The 16844-nt window shown below is 70.6% G+C and carries 13 protein-coding genes; 7 read left to right on the forward strand and 6 right to left on the reverse strand.

Going from position 1 to position 16844, the window contains the following annotated elements:
• Positions 1 to 271 precede the first annotated feature (271 nt).
• The 4 genes from BJ972_RS10405 to BJ972_RS10420 all read right to left on the reverse strand — a co-directional run bounded on the left by BJ972_RS10405 (position 272) and on the right by BJ972_RS10420 (position 5112).
• Entirely contained in the window at positions 272 to 490 is a 219-nt protein-coding gene (locus BJ972_RS10405) for a hypothetical protein (RefSeq protein ID WP_129172509.1), read from the reverse strand.
• Positions 491 to 821: 331 nt separating this feature from the next.
• Positions 822 to 1799, reverse strand: coding sequence for an aldo/keto reductase (locus tag BJ972_RS10410; RefSeq protein ID WP_129172508.1), 978 nt, complete (start codon positions 1797 to 1799; stop codon positions 822 to 824).
• A complete protein-coding gene (locus tag BJ972_RS10415; RefSeq protein ID WP_179419943.1) occupies positions 1796 to 3847 on the reverse strand; it encodes a beta-galactosidase in 2052 nt (683 codons plus the stop codon). The genes BJ972_RS10410 and BJ972_RS10415 overlap by 4 nt, the downstream gene beginning before the upstream one ends.
• 257 nt (positions 3848 to 4104) lie before the next feature.
• Positions 4105 to 5112: a LacI family DNA-binding transcriptional regulator gene (locus BJ972_RS10420; RefSeq protein ID WP_241830701.1), complete on the reverse strand. Its 1008-nt coding sequence runs from the start codon at positions 5110 to 5112 to the stop codon at positions 4105 to 4107.
• A 227-nt stretch (positions 5113 to 5339) separates the two neighbouring features.
• Between BJ972_RS10420 and BJ972_RS10425 the strand changes: the two genes are divergently transcribed.
• The 4 genes from BJ972_RS10425 to BJ972_RS10440 all read left to right on the forward strand — a co-directional run bounded on the left by BJ972_RS10425 (position 5340) and on the right by BJ972_RS10440 (position 11247).
• Positions 5340 to 6092 (forward strand): DeoR/GlpR family DNA-binding transcription regulator, encoded by a 753-nt coding sequence (locus tag BJ972_RS10425; protein WP_129172506.1) that lies wholly within the window; start codon positions 5340 to 5342, stop codon positions 6090 to 6092.
• Positions 6093 to 6325: 233 nt separating this feature from the next.
• Positions 6326 to 8362, forward strand: coding sequence for a bifunctional aldolase/short-chain dehydrogenase (locus BJ972_RS10430; RefSeq protein ID WP_129172505.1), 2037 nt, complete (start codon positions 6326 to 6328; stop codon positions 8360 to 8362).
• Entirely contained in the window at positions 8359 to 9780 is a 1422-nt protein-coding gene (locus tag BJ972_RS10435) for a rhamnulokinase (protein WP_129172504.1), read from the forward strand. The genes BJ972_RS10430 and BJ972_RS10435 overlap by 4 nt, the downstream gene beginning before the upstream one ends.
• Positions 9781 to 10275: 495 nt before the next feature.
• Positions 10276 to 11247, forward strand: coding sequence for a serine hydrolase domain-containing protein (locus tag BJ972_RS10440; protein ID WP_129172503.1), 972 nt, complete (start codon positions 10276 to 10278; stop codon positions 11245 to 11247).
• Positions 11248 to 11286: 39 nt separating this feature from the next.
• Here the strand turns inward: BJ972_RS10440 and BJ972_RS10445 are convergent, their stop codons facing one another.
• Positions 11287 to 12336 (reverse strand): lactonase family protein, encoded by a 1050-nt coding sequence (locus tag BJ972_RS10445; protein WP_129172502.1) that lies wholly within the window; start codon positions 12334 to 12336, stop codon positions 11287 to 11289.
• Between the two features lie 38 nt (positions 12337 to 12374).
• Between BJ972_RS10445 and BJ972_RS10450 the strand changes: the two genes are divergently transcribed.
• Positions 12375 to 13298: a 2-hydroxyacid dehydrogenase gene (locus tag BJ972_RS10450; RefSeq protein ID WP_129172501.1), complete on the forward strand. Its 924-nt coding sequence runs from the start codon at positions 12375 to 12377 to the stop codon at positions 13296 to 13298.
• Positions 13299 to 13380: 82 nt separating this feature from the next.
• Entirely contained in the window at positions 13381 to 14772 is a 1392-nt protein-coding gene (locus BJ972_RS10455; protein WP_129172500.1) for a maltokinase N-terminal cap-like domain-containing protein, read from the forward strand.
• A 95-nt stretch (positions 14773 to 14867) separates the two neighbouring features.
• Here the strand turns inward: BJ972_RS10455 and BJ972_RS10460 are convergent, their stop codons facing one another.
• Entirely contained in the window at positions 14868 to 15911 is a 1044-nt protein-coding gene (locus tag BJ972_RS10460) for an NAD(P)-dependent alcohol dehydrogenase (protein WP_129172499.1), read from the reverse strand.
• 181 nt (positions 15912 to 16092) lie between these two features.
• Here BJ972_RS10460 and BJ972_RS10465 point away from each other — a divergent pair, with 181 nt between their 5' ends.
• A complete protein-coding gene (locus BJ972_RS10465) occupies positions 16093 to 16791 on the forward strand; it encodes a type 1 glutamine amidotransferase domain-containing protein (protein WP_129172498.1) in 699 nt (232 codons plus the stop codon).
• Positions 16792 to 16844 lie beyond the last annotated feature (53 nt).

The following is a 16844-nucleotide window of genomic DNA, read 5'->3' on the forward strand; positions in this document are numbered from 1 at the left end:
CGGGCACCGCGTCAGGCATCCAGCACCCATCCCCCTCATCCCCCTCATCCCCCTCATCCCACTCATCCCCCTCATCCCTCTCATCCCCCTCATCCCCCGCCGGAGTACCGTTCCTGCGCCCGAGTGCCACTCGATCGGCACTCCCCCGCGCTAGCGGCACTCCTCCGCGCCGCTGCGGGCGCACGCCGCGCGCAGCGGACGACCTCGCGCACGCCGGGGCTCGCACGAGCGCGAGCGTGCGCGAGCGCGCAACGGATGCCGAGGGCGGGCGCTACTCGCCGATGATGCCGCGCACGCGGGCGACGCGCGCCTTGGAGTCGGGCGCGACCGTGATGTACGCCGCGCCGCCGTCGGGGCGCTCGTAGAACACGCGGATGCCACGACCCACGCGCTTCGTCTTCGTGACGGTGAAGCCTGAACCCTGCGCGCTCACGAGTACATCGCCGGGGTGGACCTCCCGGCCTTCGACGATTCTCACTGCTTCGGACATGCTGAGATCATCTCAGCAACCACCGACACGCCCTCCGTGAGGCCTTCTCTGCGTCATCCGCCCCGCCCCGTCATCCGCGAGTTGCCAGAATCGGCCCGTGCGACACGCCCCACACGGGCCACAAGTGGCAACTCACCCCGTCACGCGGACGCGAGCGTGGCGCGCGCACGGCATGTTGCCACTCGTGGCGGGTCGACGGCGCCTCACACCCACCATCGTTGGCAACACGCACCCGAGAGCGCGCGCAAACCGTCATCCGCGAGTTGCCAGAATCGGCCCGTGCAACGCGCCCCACACGGGCCGAAAGCGGCAACTCACAGTCGAGATCGAACTACCAGGCGTAGGCCTCGGGGGCCGCGCCACCGGGGCCGGGCCAGATCTCGTCGAGCTCGGCGAGGTCGGCGTCGGTGAGGTCGATCTCGAGCGCGCGCAGCCCGCCTTCGAGCTGGTCGAGCGTGCGAGGGCCGACGATCGGGGCGGCGACGGCCGGCTGGTGCAGCAGCCACGCGAGCGCGAGGTCGCCCGCACCGTGACCGAGTCGCGCCGCGAACGCCTCGTACCGCTCCACCTGCGGCAGGCGATCGCCGAGCTTCTCGACGGCTCCGGCCGAGCGCGAGCGGTCGGCCTTCGCGAGCACTCCGCCGAGGATGCCGCCGCCGAGCGGAGACCAGGGCAGGATGCCGAGGCCGTAGTGCTCGGCCGCCGGGATGACTTCGAGTTCGAGCGTGCGCTGCGCGAGGTTGTAGAGCGACTGCTCGCTGACGAGTCCGGTCGACCCGGCGATGCGCGAGAGCTCCTGGTACTGCGCGATGTTCCAACCCGCGAAGTTCGACGAGCCGAGGTAGACGATCTTGCCCTGCTGCTTCAGCAGGCTGAATGCTTCGAGCACTTCGTCGACCGGCACCGCACGGTCGATGTGGTGCATCTGGTAGAGGTCGATGTAGTCGGTCTTGAGGCGACGCAACGACGCCTCGACACCCTGGCGGATGTGCAGCGCCGAGAGCCCGCGTTCGTTCGGCCCATCGCCCATCGTGCCGTGCACCTTGGTCGCGAGCACGATGCTCTCGCGTCGCGCGGAGCCGCCCGACTCGATCCAGCGCCCCACGATCTCTTCGGTCTGGCCGTTGTACGGGCCCCACGGCGGGCCGCCGTAGACGTCGGCGGTGTCGATGAAGTTGACGCCCGCGGCGACTGCGGCATCGAGTATGCCGATCGAGGCATGTTCATCGATAACCGGTCCGAAGTTCATGGTTCCGAGGCAGATGCGGCTGACGTTCAAGCCCGAGCGGCCGAGGCGGGTGTACTTCATGCGGGTGTCGCTTCCTGATCGAGGCGGAGGAGGAGGTAATCGAACGGTTCGAGGGTGACGGGGCCGGCCTCACGACGTTCGCCGGCGAGCAGCTCACCCGCCGGCAGGTCGATCGTCGCGGTCGCGCCGTGGTTGATGACGACGAGAACGTCGCCGCGGCGCACGGCCTCGACGCGCTCGGGGAGATCGGAGAGCACGGGCGCGACACCCGCGGCGTCCAGAACATGACGGATGACAGTGCGGGCCCCCGCGGCATCCGGAATCGTGCCGAGGTAGTAGGCCGTGCCGGCACCCGCCGAGCGTCGCGTGAACGCGGCGTCGCCTGCGCGCCGACCCGACGTGTATGCCGCGAGCACGTCGGCGTCGTCGGCGTGCACCTCCTCGGCGAGCAGCGTTCCCTGCACGGTGACGCCGTCGAGCTCGAACGGCGAGTAGACCTGGCCGGGGCCGTGCGACGACGCCGGCCCGTGACCGGTCGCGCCCGCCGAGTCACCCGACGACGCGCCACCCGCGGGCGGAACGAGCGCGCCGAAGTCCTCGATCCAGACGCCGAGTGTCGAGCCGAGCTGGGTCAGGAATCCGCCGTCGCGGAAGGCGTCGTGCTCGTCGACGACGTCGGAGAACGCCGTCACGAGCAGGTGCCCCCCGCCCTCGGCGAAGGCCCGAAGATTCGCGGCGCCGGCCTCGTCGAGGAGGTACAGCTCGGGCGCGACGACGACGCGGTATCCGCTGAGATCGGAGCCCGGGTGCACGATGTCGACCTGGATGTGGAGGGCATGCATCGCCGCGTACCAGCGCTGCACGAGCGCCGGGTAGTCGAGCGCGATGGGGTGGTCGCGGTTCTCGATCGCCCACCAGTTCTGCCAGTCGAAGACGAGCGCCACGCGAGCGTCGCGCGAACCGGCGGGCAGCGGCGGGAGGGCCGCGAGCTCGGCACCGAGGCCCGTGATCTCGCGCCACGTGCGCGTTCGGGTTCCGGCGTGCGGCAGCATCGCCGAATGGAACTTCTCGCTCCCGCGCTTCGACTGCCGCCATTGGAAAAAGAGGATGCCGTCGGCACCGCGAGCCACGGCCTGCATGCTGATCGCGGCCATCTGGCCGGGGGCCTTCGGAGCGTTGGTCGGTCGCCAGTTGAGCGCGTTCGACGCCTGTTCCATGAGGATCCACGGGGTGTCGGGCTTGAAGCTGCGCATGAGGTCGCGCGCGAACGCCGACGCGCGGAACGACTCGGGGTCGTTCGGGTCGGGGTACGAGTCGTCGGAGATGACATCCATCTCGGCCGCCCAGCGCCAGTAGTCGGCGGGCGGGAAGGCGCCCATGAAGTTCGTGGTCACGGGCTGGGTCGCGCCCGCGCCGCGGATGATCGCCTTCTCCATGAGGAAGAGCTCGAGCAGGGTGTCGCTCGTGAAGCGCTTGAAGTCGAGCACGCTCGCGGGATTCGGGCTGTACGGCATCGACCGCGGCGGCACGATCTGGTCGAAGTCGGTGTAGATCTGCGACCAGAACGCGGTGCCCCACGCGGCGTTGAGCGCGTCGATCGAGCCGTAGCGGCCGCGCAGCCAGACCCGGAACGCGTCACGCGCGTTGTCGGAGTAGTCGTAGTTGACGTGGCATCCGTACTCGTTGTTGACGTGCCACATGACCACGGCGGGGTGGTCCTTGTAGCGCTCGACGAGGGCCGTGACGAGCTCGCTCGCGAGGCGTCGGTACACCGGCGAGCTCGGCGCGAACGCCTGACGACTGCCCGGCCACAGGATCGTGCCGTCGGCGAGCTGCGGCAGCATCTCGGGGTACGCCGTCGTCGCCCACGGCGGCGGGGATGCGGTCGCCGTGGCGAGGTCGACGGCGATGCCGCCCGCATGCAGCAGGTCGATGATGCGGTCGAGCCAGCCCCAGTCGAAGACGCCCTCGGCGGGCTGGATGCGCGCCCACGAGAAGATACCGAGGCTCACCATCGTGACCCCCGCCTCCTGCATACGGATGACGTCGTCGGGCCACACCTCTTCGGGCCATTGCTCGGGGTTGTAGTCGCCGCCGTAGTGCATCATCGAACTCCTGGGGTGGCCGGGCGCGTAGCACCCCACCGGCTGTGGAACGTTTTTCTGAGCCTAACAGGGCAACCGTTTTCCGCGTCGGGCTTCTCGAGTTCCTCCTCGCAGGAGTGCCGCACCTGCATGGGAGTACCGCACGTTCGGCACTCGCGCGCGGGAACGGCACTCCGCCGATTCGACGAAGCGACCCGACGCCAGCGGGCGCGCCCCGGGCAGGCGCGACCCGACGCCGCACGTCAGACAGGCGATCCGCCCTATGCCCCCACCGTCGACGCCCGAGCGATGAGCTCGGGCTGGAACACGATCGACTCGTACTCCGTCGTCGCCCCGCCGATGCGCGCGACGAGCAGTTCGGCCGCCCGCATCCCCATCTCGTGGGCCGGCTGGCGGATCGACGTGAGCGGCACGACGGCGGCCGACGCGAACTCGATGTCGTCGTAGCCGATGAGCGCGATGTCGCCCGGAACGTCGAGCCCGGCGTGCACGAATGCCTGCAGCAGCCCGAGCGCCGCGACGTCGTTGCCCGAGAACACCGCGTCGGGCCGCTCCTCGACGGGAAGCGCCACGAGCGACTCGCCGATCGACCGCCCGAGGCCCGTGTTGAGAGTCACGGTGTCGATCACGGTGAGACGCACGCCGCCGGCATCCTCGATCGCCTCGCGGAAGCCGCGCAGACGATCACGCATCTGCGGAAGCGACTCGCGACCGCCCACGAAGCACAGGTGAGTGCGCCCGAGCCCGATGAGGTGCTCGGCGGCGAGCCGCCCACCCGCGACGTCGTCGAGCGACACCGACGAGATGACGCCGAGATCGTCGACGCGATCGACGAGCACGACCGGGATGCCGCGTCCGATGAGCCGCTCGAGCGGCGCACGGTCGCTGCCGAGCGGGGCGACGAGCACTCCGTCGAGGTGTTGGCGCTCGAAGATGCCGAGGTAGCCCTTCTGCTTCGCATCGGAGTCGTAGGTGTTGCCGACGATCACCGAGAGCCCCGCAGCGTCGGCGCCCTGCTCGGCGCCGAGCACGACATCCGCGAAGAACGGGTTCGTGATGTTGATGACGGCCATGCCGATCGTGTGGCTGCGACCGGCGCGCAGCTGACTCGCCGCGGCGTTCGGCACGTAACCGAGGGTGGCGACGGCTTCGCGCACGCGCTCCTGCAGCTCGGGCGACACGCGCTCGGGGCGATTGAGCACGTTCGACACGGTGCTGAGCGAGACTCCGGCGCGCTCGGCGACGTCACGGATGCCGACGATCGTCACCGCGCTCCCCCTCGATTGCTGACGACGCCGGCGAACAGCGCGGGCGTCTCCCACGCATTGTACGGGGCGCGCTCGCCGCTCTCCCTCCTCACCCAGGTCTCGCCGAAAGGTCGATCGCTCGGGGTGCGCGGGCGCTCGCACCCCTGCGGATCGACCCCTCGACCGGATGCCGCGTGCCGATGCCACACACCGCTCGCCGCTACGCTGGCCCGGACGAAGGAGGACGGATGGCAGCGCTACTCGCATCGGAGCGCCGTGCACGCTTGCTCGAGATCCTCGAGCAGCACGGCTCGGTGCGACTCGAGTCGGCCGCCGACGCCCTCGCCGTCTCGGCCATGACCGTGCGCCGCGACCTCGAAGGCCTCGAAGCCGAAGGCCTGCTGCGCCGCGTACGTGGCGGCGCCGTCTCGGTCATCGCGCCGCGCACCTTCGGCGAGCGCGTGCAGACCCGGTCGCCCGCGAAGACCGTGATCGCCCGCAAGGCCCTCGCCCTCGTGCCGCGCTCGGGCGCCGTCGCGTTCGATGCGTCGTCGACGAGCGGCATGCTCATCTCCCTCATCGACGACGCCGACGGCCTCGTCATCGCGACGAACTCGTTCGACAATGCGGCAGCGGCGCGGCGCTCGTCCGGCATCCGTTCGATCTTCGTCGGAGGCGAGCTCGACGAGAGCTCGGGAAGCTACGTCGGCCCCGTCGCCGGCCGCGCCGCGCGCAGCCTCGGATACGAGCGCTTCTTCACATCGGCGTCGGCCGTCGACCCCGCGACGGGAACGAGCGAGGTCTCGCTCGACGAAGCCCAGGTGAAGCTCGATTTCGCTGCCGTCGCCGACGAGACGGTGCTGCTCATCGACTCGTCGAAGCTCGGTCGCCGCGCGCTCGCCCACGCCCTCGACTGGTCGACGATCGACGTCATGATCACCGATCTCGACCCGGCCGACGAGCGCCTCGCGCCCTTCCGCCCCCTCACCGACCTCCTCTGACGCGCGCAGCGCCCTCGGCCGCTCGTCCCACCCCACGATCCCCCGTCTCGGCGTCACGACACGCTGGAAACTCGCGCTTTACCCAGCGTGTCGTGACGCCGAGACTGGCAGGGAAGGCGCGCACGGGCGGGTGAACAGCGGATGACGGGCGCGAGAGGTTCTTGACCGGCGACACCGCCCCTGTTAGATTCTGGGAAGTTAACAAGACGCAACACAACCGTGGGAAGGCCCCGATGACGAACCAGACCGCCGCAGAGCTCATCGCTCGATCGAACCGACTCGGCGCCGACCCCAAGAACACGAACTACGCGGGCGGCAACACGTCGGCCAAGGGCACCGAGACCGACCCGGTCACAGGCGAGCCCGTCGAACTGCTCTGGGTCAAGGGCTCGGGCGGCGACCTCGGAACGCTCACCGAGCAGGGCCTCGCCGTGCTGCGCCTCGACCGCATGCGCGCGCTGAAGAACGTCTACCCCGGCGTCGACCGCGAAGACGAGATGGTCGCGGCCTTCGACTACGCCCTCCACGGCAAGGGCGGCGCAGCCCCCTCGATCGACACCGCCATGCACGGCCTCGTCGACGCCGCGCACGTCGATCACCTCCACCCCGACTCGGGCATCGCCATCGCGACCGCGGCCGACGGCGAAGAACTCACGACGAAGATCTTCGGCGACAAAGTCGTCTGGGTGCCGTGGCGTCGCCCCGGATTCCAGCTCGGCCTCGACATCGCCGCCATCAAGGACGCGAACCCGCAGGCCATCGGCTGCATCCTCGGTGGCCACGGAATCACGGCGTGGGGCGACACGAGCGAGGAGAGCGAGAAGAACTCGCTCTGGATCATCGACACCGCAACCGACTACATCGCCGAGCACGGCGCGGCCGACCCGTTCGGAACCCCTCTCGACGGTTACGGCGCCCTCCCCGAGGCTGAGCGCCGCGCGAAGGCCGCCGCCCTCGCCGCGACGATCCGCGGCATCGCGAGCCACGACCGCCCCGTCGTCGGTCACTTCACCGACGCCCCCGAGGTGCTCGACTTCCTGAGCGCGAGCGAGCACCCCCGCCTCGCGGCCCTCGGCACGAGCTGCCCCGACCACTTCCTGCGCACGAAGGTCAAGCCGCTCGTGCTCGACCTGCCCGCCGATGCCTCCATCGATGACTCGATCGCCCGACTCAAGGAACTGCACGAGGCGTACCGTGCCGACTACCAGGCCTACTACGACGCGCACGCGACGCCCGAGAGCCCCGCGATCCGCGGCGCCGACCCGCTCATCGTGCTCATCCCCGGTGTCGGAATGTTCTCGTACGGCGCCAACAAGCAGACCGCTCGCGTCGCGGGCGAGTTCTACATCAACGCCATCAACGTCATGCGCGGCGCCGAGTCGCTCTCGACCTACGCGCCCATCAGCGACGCCGAGAAGTTCGACATCGAGTACTGGGCTCTCGAAGAGGCCAAGCTCCAGCGCATGCCGAAGCCGAAGTCGCACGCCACGCGCGTCGCACTCGTCACGGGCGCCGCTTCGGGCATCGGCAAGGCCATCGCGACGCGTCTCGTGGCCGAGGGCGCGTGCGTCGTCATCGCCGACCTCGACCTCGAGAAGGCCCAGGCCGCCGCTGCCGAGCTCGGCAACACGGATGTCGCGGTGGGCGTTCAGGCCAACGTGACGGATGCCGCGGCCGTGCAGGCCGCGATCGACGACGCCGTCCTCGCGTTCGGCGGGCTCGACCTCATCGTCAACAACGCGGGCCTCTCGCTCTCGAAGCCGCTCCTCGAGACCACCGAGGCCGACTGGGACCTCCAGCACGACGTCATGGCGAAGGGCTCGTTCCTCGTGTCGAAGGCCGCCGCGCGCGTGCTCATCGACCAGGGCCTCGGCGGCGACATCATCTACATCTCCTCGAAGAACTCGGTGTTCGCGGGCCCCAACAACATCGCGTACTCGGCGACGAAGGCCGACCAGGCACACCAGGTGCGCCTCCTCGCGGTCGAGCTCGGCGAGCACGGCGTGAAGGTCAACGGGATCAACCCCGACGGCGTCGTGCGCGGCTCGGGCATCTTCGCCTCCGGCTGGGGTGCGAACCGCGCGAAGACCTACGGCATCGACGAGCAGGACCTCGGCGCGTTCTACGCGCAGCGCACCATCCTCAAGCGCGAGGTGCTTCCCGACCACGTCGCGAACGCGGTCATCGTGCTGACGGGCCCCGAGCTCAGCCACACGACCGGCCTCCACATCCCCGTCGACGCGGGCGTCGCAGCGGCGTTCCTCCGATGAGTACGGGAGCGGTCGCCGCGGTCGACCTGGGCGCCACGAGCGGCCGGGTCATCGTCGGGCGCGTCGGCGCGAACGAACTCGATCTCGAGACGGTCGGCCGCTTCCCGAACCGCCCGGTCGAGACGGTCAACGGCCTGCACTGGGACCTCCTCGGTCTCTACCGCGGCGTCGTCGGCGGCCTCACCGAGGCGGTGCGCACCGAGCCGCAGATCGCCTCGATCGGCATCGATTCGTGGGCGGTCGACTACGGCCTGTTCCGCGGCGGGCGGATGCTCGGCACCCCGTTCCACTACCGCGACGAGCGGTCGGCGGCGGGCGTCGAGGCGACCCACGCGGTCGTTCCCTTCGACGAGCTCTACCGCCGCAACGGCCTGCAGTTCCTGCCGTTCAACACCGTCTACCAGCTCGCCGCCGAGAAGCACGGCGGGATGCTCGACCTCGCCGACATGATGCTCCTCGTGCCCGACCTAATCGGGTACTTCCTCACGGGAGAGTCGGTCGCCGAGCGCACGAACGCCTCGACGACGGGCCTGCTCGACGTATCGACGGGTGAGTGGGACACCGAACTCGCCTCCCGCCTCGGCATCCCGACCGGCATCCTGCCCCGCCTCGTCGGTGCGGGCGAGCGCGTCGGTTCGCTGCTGCCCTACGCCCGGCGCGAGCTCGGCACGGATCGCGCGATCGACGTCGTCGCCGTCGGGTCGCACGACACGGCCTCGGCCGTCGTCGCCGTTCCCATGCAGGCCGAGTCGGCCGCGTACATCTCGTGCGGCACGTGGGGGCTCGTCGGCGTCGAGCTCGAGACCCCCGTACTGACGGATGCCGCGCGCGAAGCCAACTTCACCAACGAGGGCGGCGTCGACGGGCGGGTGCGGTTCCTCCACAACGTCATGGGACTCTGGCTGCTCTCGGAGTCGGTGCGCACGTGGGAGCGGGGCGGCGACACGATCGACCTGCCCACGCTGCTCGCAGCCGCGGCGGATGTCACGGCGCCCGTCGCCGTCTTCGATGCCAACGATCCGCGGTTCATCGCGCCCGGCGACATGCCCGAGCGCATTGCGGAGTGGTGCCGCGAGAACGGCGCCCCGGTGCCGACCTCGCACGCCGAGTTCGCGCGGAGCATCGTCGAGTCGCTCGCGCAGGCGTTCGCGGATGCCGTGCACACCGCGGCCGAGCTGTCGGGACGCACGGTCGAGTCGATCCACATCGTCGGAGGCGGATCGCTCAACGAGCTGCTCTGCCAGGTGACCGCCGACCGCTCGGGGCTGCCCGTGCTCGCGGGCCCCGTCGAGGCGACCGCGATCGGCAACGTGCTCGTGCAGGCGCGCGCGCAGGGCTTCGTCGAGGGCGACCTCGAGGCGCTCCGTGCCCTCGTCGCGCAGGCGTTCGCGCCGCGCCGCTTCGCCCCGCGCGCCTGAGGCCGGCGCGCCGCGCGGCGCCGCTCCGCTCCGGTCCGCCCCGCTCCGCTTCGGGCACATCCGCTCCGCTCCGGGCACCGGTTTGTAGGAACTTTCGCGGTGTGTAGGGCGGTCGCGCGCGCCATCCCCTACAGAGCCGCGTTTCCCCTACGAACGCCCGTCCCGCGGCGTCGTTCGCCGGAACTTCGGCGACGCGGAGGAGCGTTTCGCGAGGACCGTCCGTCGCATCGGCGAAGTTCCGGCAAACCGCGAGGGATGACGCGGAGCACGCCACCCGACGCGGTGCACGCCACCCGACCAGAACCGCACCCCGGTTTGTAGGAACTTTCGCGGTGTGTAGGGCGGTGGCGCGCGTCATCCCCTACAGAGCCGCGTTTCCCCTACGAACGCATACCCTGCACCGGCGCACCATCACACCGCCGCGCACCACCACCCGCCCCAACGCCGCCCGGAAAGCCCTTACCCGTGCGCCCCGCCGACCCCTAGGCTGAACCCATGACCGCGTACTCCGCTGCTTTCGACTGGGCCCGCCGCACCGTGACCGAGGGTCGCCTGCCGACCGCCGTGCTCGGCATCGCGACGGCCGAGGGCACGGTCGCGCTCGACGCCTTCGGCGCGACGAGCGGCCGCCCGGCCCGCACCGAAGACCACTACCGGCTGTTCTCGATCACGAAGCCGCTCACCGGCCTCGTCGCCCTGCGCGCGATCGAACGCGGCCTCCTGACCCCCCAGACTCCGCTCACGACGGCGCTGCACGACTTCGGCGCGAACCGTGACGACATCGTGCGCCTCTCGCACCTCGTGAGCCACACGTCGGGCGTGCGCGAGCCCGCGCTCGACGTCGCCGACCTCCGTACCGAGCTGCTGAAGCCGAGCCGAGACTTCGCAGCGGGCGCGGCCTCGCGCTACTCGTCCGTCGCGTTCGACGGCGTCGCGGCGCTCATCGAGCACGCCACAGGCGAGACCTGGGAGGCCGGGCTCGCAGCGCTCGGCGACGACATCGGCGCGACCTTCACGTTCGACGAGTCGACCGATCCGCACACCGTCGTCGACGCCGAGGCGAACGGCCTCGACATCGCGGCGATGGCCCGCCTCCGTCATCCCGGTGCCGGCGCGATCGGACGAGCCGCCGACCTCCTCGCCCTCGGCACGGCGCTGCTCCGCAACGACGGCACCGTCGTGCACCCCGCGACGGCGGCCATGATGCTGCGGCCGCTCACGGGCGACATCCCGCGGCTCGAGCCGTATCCCGCCGAACGCGGTCAGGACTGGGGCTTCGCCTGGAACCTCCGCAGCCGCGCGCCGGGCCTCATCGACCGCGACGTCTTCGGCCACGGCGGATGGTCGGGCACCGAGTTCTGGGTGCACCCGAGCGCGGGCGTCGCCTACGTGCTGCTCACGAACCAGGGCACGCGCCCCGGCGTCGACGCCGACGAGCTCGACAACGCGATCATCGCCGGCCGCTGACGGATGACGCGGGCGCGGCACATCCCGCGCCCGAAGGAACTACGCGAGAACGAGCGCGACGGGACTCTCGGTCACCGCGCGCGACACCTCGGCGAGCGCACCGGTCTCGCGGTCGTACGCGTAGCTCACGATGAGGTCGTCGTCCTGGCTCGCGACGATCACGAAGCGACCGTCGGCGCTCACGATGAACTCTCGCGGCGTGCGCCCCGCGACGGGCGCATCGGCGATGAGGGCGAAGTCGTCCGCGACCCCGAGCGTCGACACGACATCGACGCCGCGGTTCGCGACGAGCACGCGGTCGCCCGAGAAACGTACGGCGGCGGGCTGGCTCGTGCCGACGACCGCCGCCCGCACGGTCTCGCCGACGACGAACGCGTCATCCGCTCGACGCACGCGCGTGACCGTGCCGTCGAGCTCGCCGACGACGACGAACTCGCCGCCGTCCTCCGCGAACGCGAGGTGGCGTGGACCCGACCCGGGGTTGAGTGCGAGGCGCTGCCGTTCGACCACAGCGCCGCCCGCCGAGACCGCGTAGACGAACACGGCGTCGAGGCCGAGGTCGGCGACGAGCACGTTCCCCGTGACGGGGTCGACGACGACCTGGTGGGCGTGCGGGCCCTCCTGCCGATCGCTGTTCGGGCCCGAGCCGGCGTGCTGCACGAGCGCCGAGCGTGCCCCGAGAACAGAGTCGTCGAGCGGGAAGACCGCGATCGACCCGCCGCTGTAGTTCGCTGCGACGACGAACGACTCGTCGGCGGCGAAGGCGACGTGGCACGCATCGGCCCCGCCCGTCGACTGCGTCGCGAGAAGTGTCAGCGCACCCGAAGCCGGGTCGCGGCGGTAGAGGGCGACTGCTCCCCCGGCGACTCCGTCGTACTCGCCGACCTCGAGCGCCGCGGCGACGAGCGTGCCGGCGCGGTTGACGGCGAGGTACGACGGGTTGATCGTCGCCGCGAGCGGCTTCACGTCGCCGAGCTCACCGGTTGCCGGGTCGAACGCCACGTGCGAGATGCCGTAGCCGCGGCCGTCGACGTGCGGCATCCGTTCGGTATAGCTGCCGATGAGAATGTCGTTCGAATGGGCGCCCATGAGAGGGGAGCCTAGCCCGAGTGCGGGAGGATGGAGCGATGAGCGACCGCCTTCTCGTGACCGTGCCCGGCCAGACCCTCTTCGATGCTCTCGGCACTCCGCCCGACGGCGTCGACGTCGTCGTGTGGGACCTCGAGACCCCGCCGCCCGCGGCGCATATCGACATCGTCGTGCCGCCCTATATGGGCCTCGCCGACAAGCTCGGAATCCTCGAGGGCGTCTCGACGGGCCTCGTGCAGGGGCAGTCGATCGGCTACGACGGCATCGCCGGCATCCTGCCCGCCGGTCATGTCTATGCGAACGCGTCGAGCGTGCACGAGACGTCGACCGCCGAGCTCACGCTCGCCCTCATCCTCGCCGTGCAGCGCGGCATCCCCGGCTTCGTGCGCGCGGGCGACGCGGGCGAATGGCGACCGTCGCGGCACGCGAGCCTCGCCGACCGCACCGTGCTCCTCGTCGGCGTCGGCGGTGTCGGCAACGCGATCGAAGACCGCCTCCTGCCGTTCGAGACGAACGTCGTGCGCTCCGGTCGCACCGCGCGCGACGACGAGCGCGGCCACGTGCACGCCTTCGACGAACTGCCCGAGCTGCTTCCGACAGCTGACATCGTCGTCATCGGCGTGCCGCTCTCGCCCGAGACGCGCGGCATGGTCGACGCCGAGTTCCTCGCGGCGATGCCCGACGGCGCCCTGCTCGTGAACATCGCGCGCGGGCCCGTCGTCGACACCGACGCACTCCTCGCCGAGCTCACCTCGGGTCGCCTGCGCGCCGCCCTCGACGTCACCGACCCCGAACCGCTGCCGACCGGCCACCCCCTGTGGAGCGCGCCGAACCTGCTCATCAGCCCCCACGTGGGCGGCGATTCGAACGCGATGATGCCCCGCATGGCGGCGCTTCTGCGCTCGCAGATCGAGCTCATGCTCGCGGGCGACGAGCCCCGCAACGTCGTCGTCACGACGTGACGCCCGGCCGCTCGGCGCCACACGGCGAAACTCCCCGCCCGCAGATGTTCCGCGGCGGCGCGGCGTGCCTTACGGTCGCAGTATGAACAGCACGTTGGCGCTCGTCTCCGAGTGGATCTCGGGGCAGCGCTGGTTCGCCGGCAAAGGGCGGCATCCGTCGCTTCGCCTGCTCGGCGAGTGGGAGCTGCCGGGCGTCACCGAGCCGGGTGTCAGCGCGTCGTCGCTGCTCGTGATGGATGACGCACCCGAGCCCGCGGTGCTCTACCAGATTCCCGTCGTGCGCCGGCCGTCGCCTCTCTTCGGCTCACGTGTCATCGGCCAGCTGCACTCGGGCGAGTTCCTCATCGACGGCGTCCACGACCCCGTCTGGACGTACGCGCTCATCAGCATGATCCTCGGCGAGCGCGATGCGATCCCGCTCGGCGTCGCCGCCACCGGTCGGCACTCGCCGGCCGACGAGGGACGCCCGATCCCCCGGCCTGAGGATGTCACGGCGCACGTCCTCGCCGGAGAGCAGTCGAACACGTCGATCATCTTCGAGTTCGCGACGGGCGTTCCCGTCATCGCCAAGGTCTACCGACAGTTGCACCATGGCGACAACCCCGACGTCGTGCTGCAGTCGGCGCTCGCCGAGGCGGGTTCCCCGCACGTGCCGCTCAGCGTCGGAGACATCCGCGGCGAGTGGGATGACGTCGGCCGGGCATCGGGACGAGCCGACGGTCACCTCGTGTTCGCGCAGGAGTTCCTCGACGGAGCGCCCGACGCATGGCGCGTCGCGCTCGTCGCCGCCGAAAGCGAGGTCGACTTCGTCGACAGTGCGCGCAGCCTCGGTGCGACGACGGCTCTCGTGCACCAGACCCTCGCGCGCGTGCTCCCCACCCGCCGACCCGATGCCGTTGATCTCGAGGAGCGCGCCGCGCTCTGGGCGCGGCGTCTCGACGCGTGCGTCGCCGAGGTACCGGCTCTCGGCGAGTACCGGGCCGGAATCGAGCGGGTGCACGCCGCGGCGGTGCGCGTGCCCTGGTCGGACCTGCAGCGCATCCACGGCGACTACCACCTGGGCCAGGTGCTCTTCGCCCCCGACCGCGGCTGGGTGCTCCTCGACTTCGAGGGCGAGCCGCTGCGGCCCATGACCGAACGCGACCAGCCCGACCTCGTGCACCGCGACGTCGCCGGCATGCTGCGTTCGTTCGACTACGTCGCCGGTTCTCTCGCGCTGACGTCGGCATCCCACTCGGCGCCGCACCTGCGGCAGTGGGCGAGCCGAGCGCGCAAGGCGTTCCTCGACGGATACATCCGCGTCTCGGGCAACGACCTGCGGGCGAACCGCGTGCTCCTCGACGCGTTCGAGCTCGATAAGGCGATCTACGAAGCGGTCTATGAGCACCGCAATCGCCCCGATTGGGAGTCGATCCCCCTCGGCGGCGTCGCGCGACTGCTCTCGCACGGCCGCATCAGCGTTCCGCGCACGTAGCGGCGCGGCGTCACTAATCGGGCAGCGCCGCGCAGCGGAGCCGGGCAGCCGACACCGCGCCGCCGAGCGCACCAGCACCCGACGGCCCGAACGGCTCAGCTCAGGGTGCTCGAATCGATGACGAAGCGGTACCGCACGTCGGAGGCGAGCACGCGCTCGTAGGCCTCGTTGATCTGGCTCGCGTCGATGACCTCGACCTCGGGTGCGATGCCGTGCTCGGCGCAGAAGTCGAGCACCGCCTGCGTCTCGGCGATGCTGCCGATGCCCGAGCCCGCGAACGAGCGGCGGTTGCCGAAGAGCGTGAAGATGTGCACGGGCAGCGCCTCGGGCGGAGCCCCGACGTTGACCATCGTGCCGTCGAGCGCGAGGAGCGACAGGTACGCGTCGAGGTCGATCGGCGCGCTCACGGTGTTGACGATGAGGTCGAACGAGCTCGCGAGCGTCGAGAACGTCTCGGGGTCGCTCGTCGCGAAGTAGGCTTCGGCGCCGAATCGGCGACCGTCGTCCGCCTTGCTGAGCGTCTGCGAGAGCACCGTCACGTGGGCACCCATCGCGTGGGCGATCTTCACGGCCATGTGGCCGAGGCCGCCGAGACCGACGACGGCGACGCGCGAGCCCGGGCCGACCTTCCAGTGCACGAGCGGCGAGTAGGTCGTCACTCCCGCGCAGAGGATCGGGGCTGCAGCCTCGTAGGGGATGGCCTCGGGAACCTTCACGACGAAGTCTTCGACGACGACCACGTGGGTCGAGTAGCCGCCCTGCGTGATGATGCCGTCGAGGTCGGTCGCGGCGTAGGTGCCGATGTTGCCCTTCAGGCAGTACTGCTCAGCACCGGCGAGGCAGTTGGCGCACTCGCGGCACGAGTTGACCATGCAGCCGACGCCCACCCGGTCGCCGACCGCGTGCAGGGTGACCTCCGAGCCGACATCCGTCACGACACCGACGATCTCGTGACCGACGACGAGCGGGTACGCGACGGGGCCCCATTCACCGCGCACGGTGTGGATGTCGGAGTGGCAGATGCCCGCGTAGGCGATCTCGATGAGGACGTCGCGGGGGCCGACGTCCCGTCGTTCGATCGTCGTCGGGATGAGCGGTTCGGTGGCCGATGGCGCGGCGTAGGCGTTGACAGTCTTCATGGGTGTCCTCGGGAGTTCAGGGCCGGCGGATCACGGCCTCCGAACTCTAGTCGACCACGCCGACAGCACCGGTTCCAGGCACTGTCAGTGCCCCCTCTCGGATGGGGGCGCTATCGTGTAGCTCCTCCGACGCAGAGGCGACACCCGTCCGGTCGGAAGACAGCACATGGAGGAGAACCCGATGAGCCACATCCTGATGATCGTGACGGGAGCGAACTCGCTCACCCTCGCCGACGGCACCGAGCACCCGACGGGGTTCTGGGCCGAGGAACTCGTCGTCGCACACCGCGACCTGACGCGCGCGGGCCACACGATCACACTCGCGACGCCCGGAGGCGTGCGCCCCACGGTCGACGCGGGAAGCCTCGCCGAGAGCACAGCCGGGGAGAAGACCGCCGAGCTCACGAGCTACCTCGTGTCGATCGACGATGTGCTCGCCGTGCCGACCGTGCTCGCCGACGTGCACCCGGGCGGCTTCGACGCCGTCGTGATCCCCGGCGGTCACGGCCCCATGACCGACCTCGCCTTCGACGACGTCACCGCGAGCATCCTGAAGGCGGCGGATGACGCGGGAACCATCATCGCTCCGTTCTGCCACGGGCCCGCGGCGCTGCTGTCGACCCGCACCGACTCCGGTTTCACCTTCGCTGGCCGTCGACTCACGGTCTTCACCGACGACGAGGAGCGCCAGGGCGGCACGGGCGAGAACACCCCGTGGTTCGTCGAGGACGAATTGCGGAAGGCCGGCGCGATCATCCAGTCGGGCCCCGCGTGGTCGAGTCACGTCGTCATCGACGGCAACCTCATCTCGGGCCAGAACCCGCAGTCGAGCGCAGCCGTGACGGCTGCCGTCGTGGAGGCTCTCGCCGCGCGGGGATAGGTCTCCTCGCGTCATCCGCCGCTCCTCCCCCTCTCCTTTCCCGCCCCCTCGCG

The organism is Agromyces atrinae (genome assembly GCF_013407835.1).
Taxonomy (GTDB): Bacteria; Actinomycetota; Actinomycetes; order Actinomycetales; family Microbacteriaceae; genus Agromyces; species Agromyces atrinae.

What these genes read in the sequence shown, in the direction of transcription:
- BJ972_RS10405 (WP_129172509.1), bottom strand. Translation starts at nt 490, where the DNA reads ATGTCCGAAGCAGTGAGAATCGTCGAAGGCCGGGAGGTCCACCCCGGC.
- BJ972_RS10410 (WP_129172508.1), bottom strand. Translation starts at nt 1,799, where the DNA reads ATGAAGTACACCCGCCTCGGCCGCTCGGGCTTGAACGTCAGCCGCATC.
- BJ972_RS10415 (WP_179419943.1), bottom strand. Translation starts at nt 3,847, where the DNA reads ATGATGCACTACGGCGGCGACTACAACCCCGAGCAATGGCCCGAAGAG.
- BJ972_RS10425 (WP_129172506.1), top strand. Translation starts at nt 5,340, where the DNA reads ATGGCAGCGCTACTCGCATCGGAGCGCCGTGCACGCTTGCTCGAGATC.
- BJ972_RS10430 (WP_129172505.1), top strand. Translation starts at nt 6,326, where the DNA reads ATGACGAACCAGACCGCCGCAGAGCTCATCGCTCGATCGAACCGACTC.
- BJ972_RS10435 (WP_129172504.1), top strand. Translation starts at nt 8,359, where the DNA reads ATGAGTACGGGAGCGGTCGCCGCGGTCGACCTGGGCGCCACGAGCGGC.
- BJ972_RS10440 (WP_129172503.1), top strand. Translation starts at nt 10,276, where the DNA reads ATGACCGCGTACTCCGCTGCTTTCGACTGGGCCCGCCGCACCGTGACC.
- BJ972_RS10445 (WP_129172502.1), bottom strand. Translation starts at nt 12,336, where the DNA reads ATGGGCGCCCATTCGAACGACATTCTCATCGGCAGCTATACCGAACGG.
- BJ972_RS10450 (WP_129172501.1), top strand. Translation starts at nt 12,375, where the DNA reads ATGAGCGACCGCCTTCTCGTGACCGTGCCCGGCCAGACCCTCTTCGAT.
- BJ972_RS10455 (WP_129172500.1), top strand. Translation starts at nt 13,381, where the DNA reads ATGAACAGCACGTTGGCGCTCGTCTCCGAGTGGATCTCGGGGCAGCGC.
- BJ972_RS10460 (WP_129172499.1), bottom strand. Translation starts at nt 15,911, where the DNA reads ATGAAGACTGTCAACGCCTACGCCGCGCCATCGGCCACCGAACCGCTC.
- BJ972_RS10465 (WP_129172498.1), top strand. Translation starts at nt 16,093, where the DNA reads ATGAGCCACATCCTGATGATCGTGACGGGAGCGAACTCGCTCACCCTC.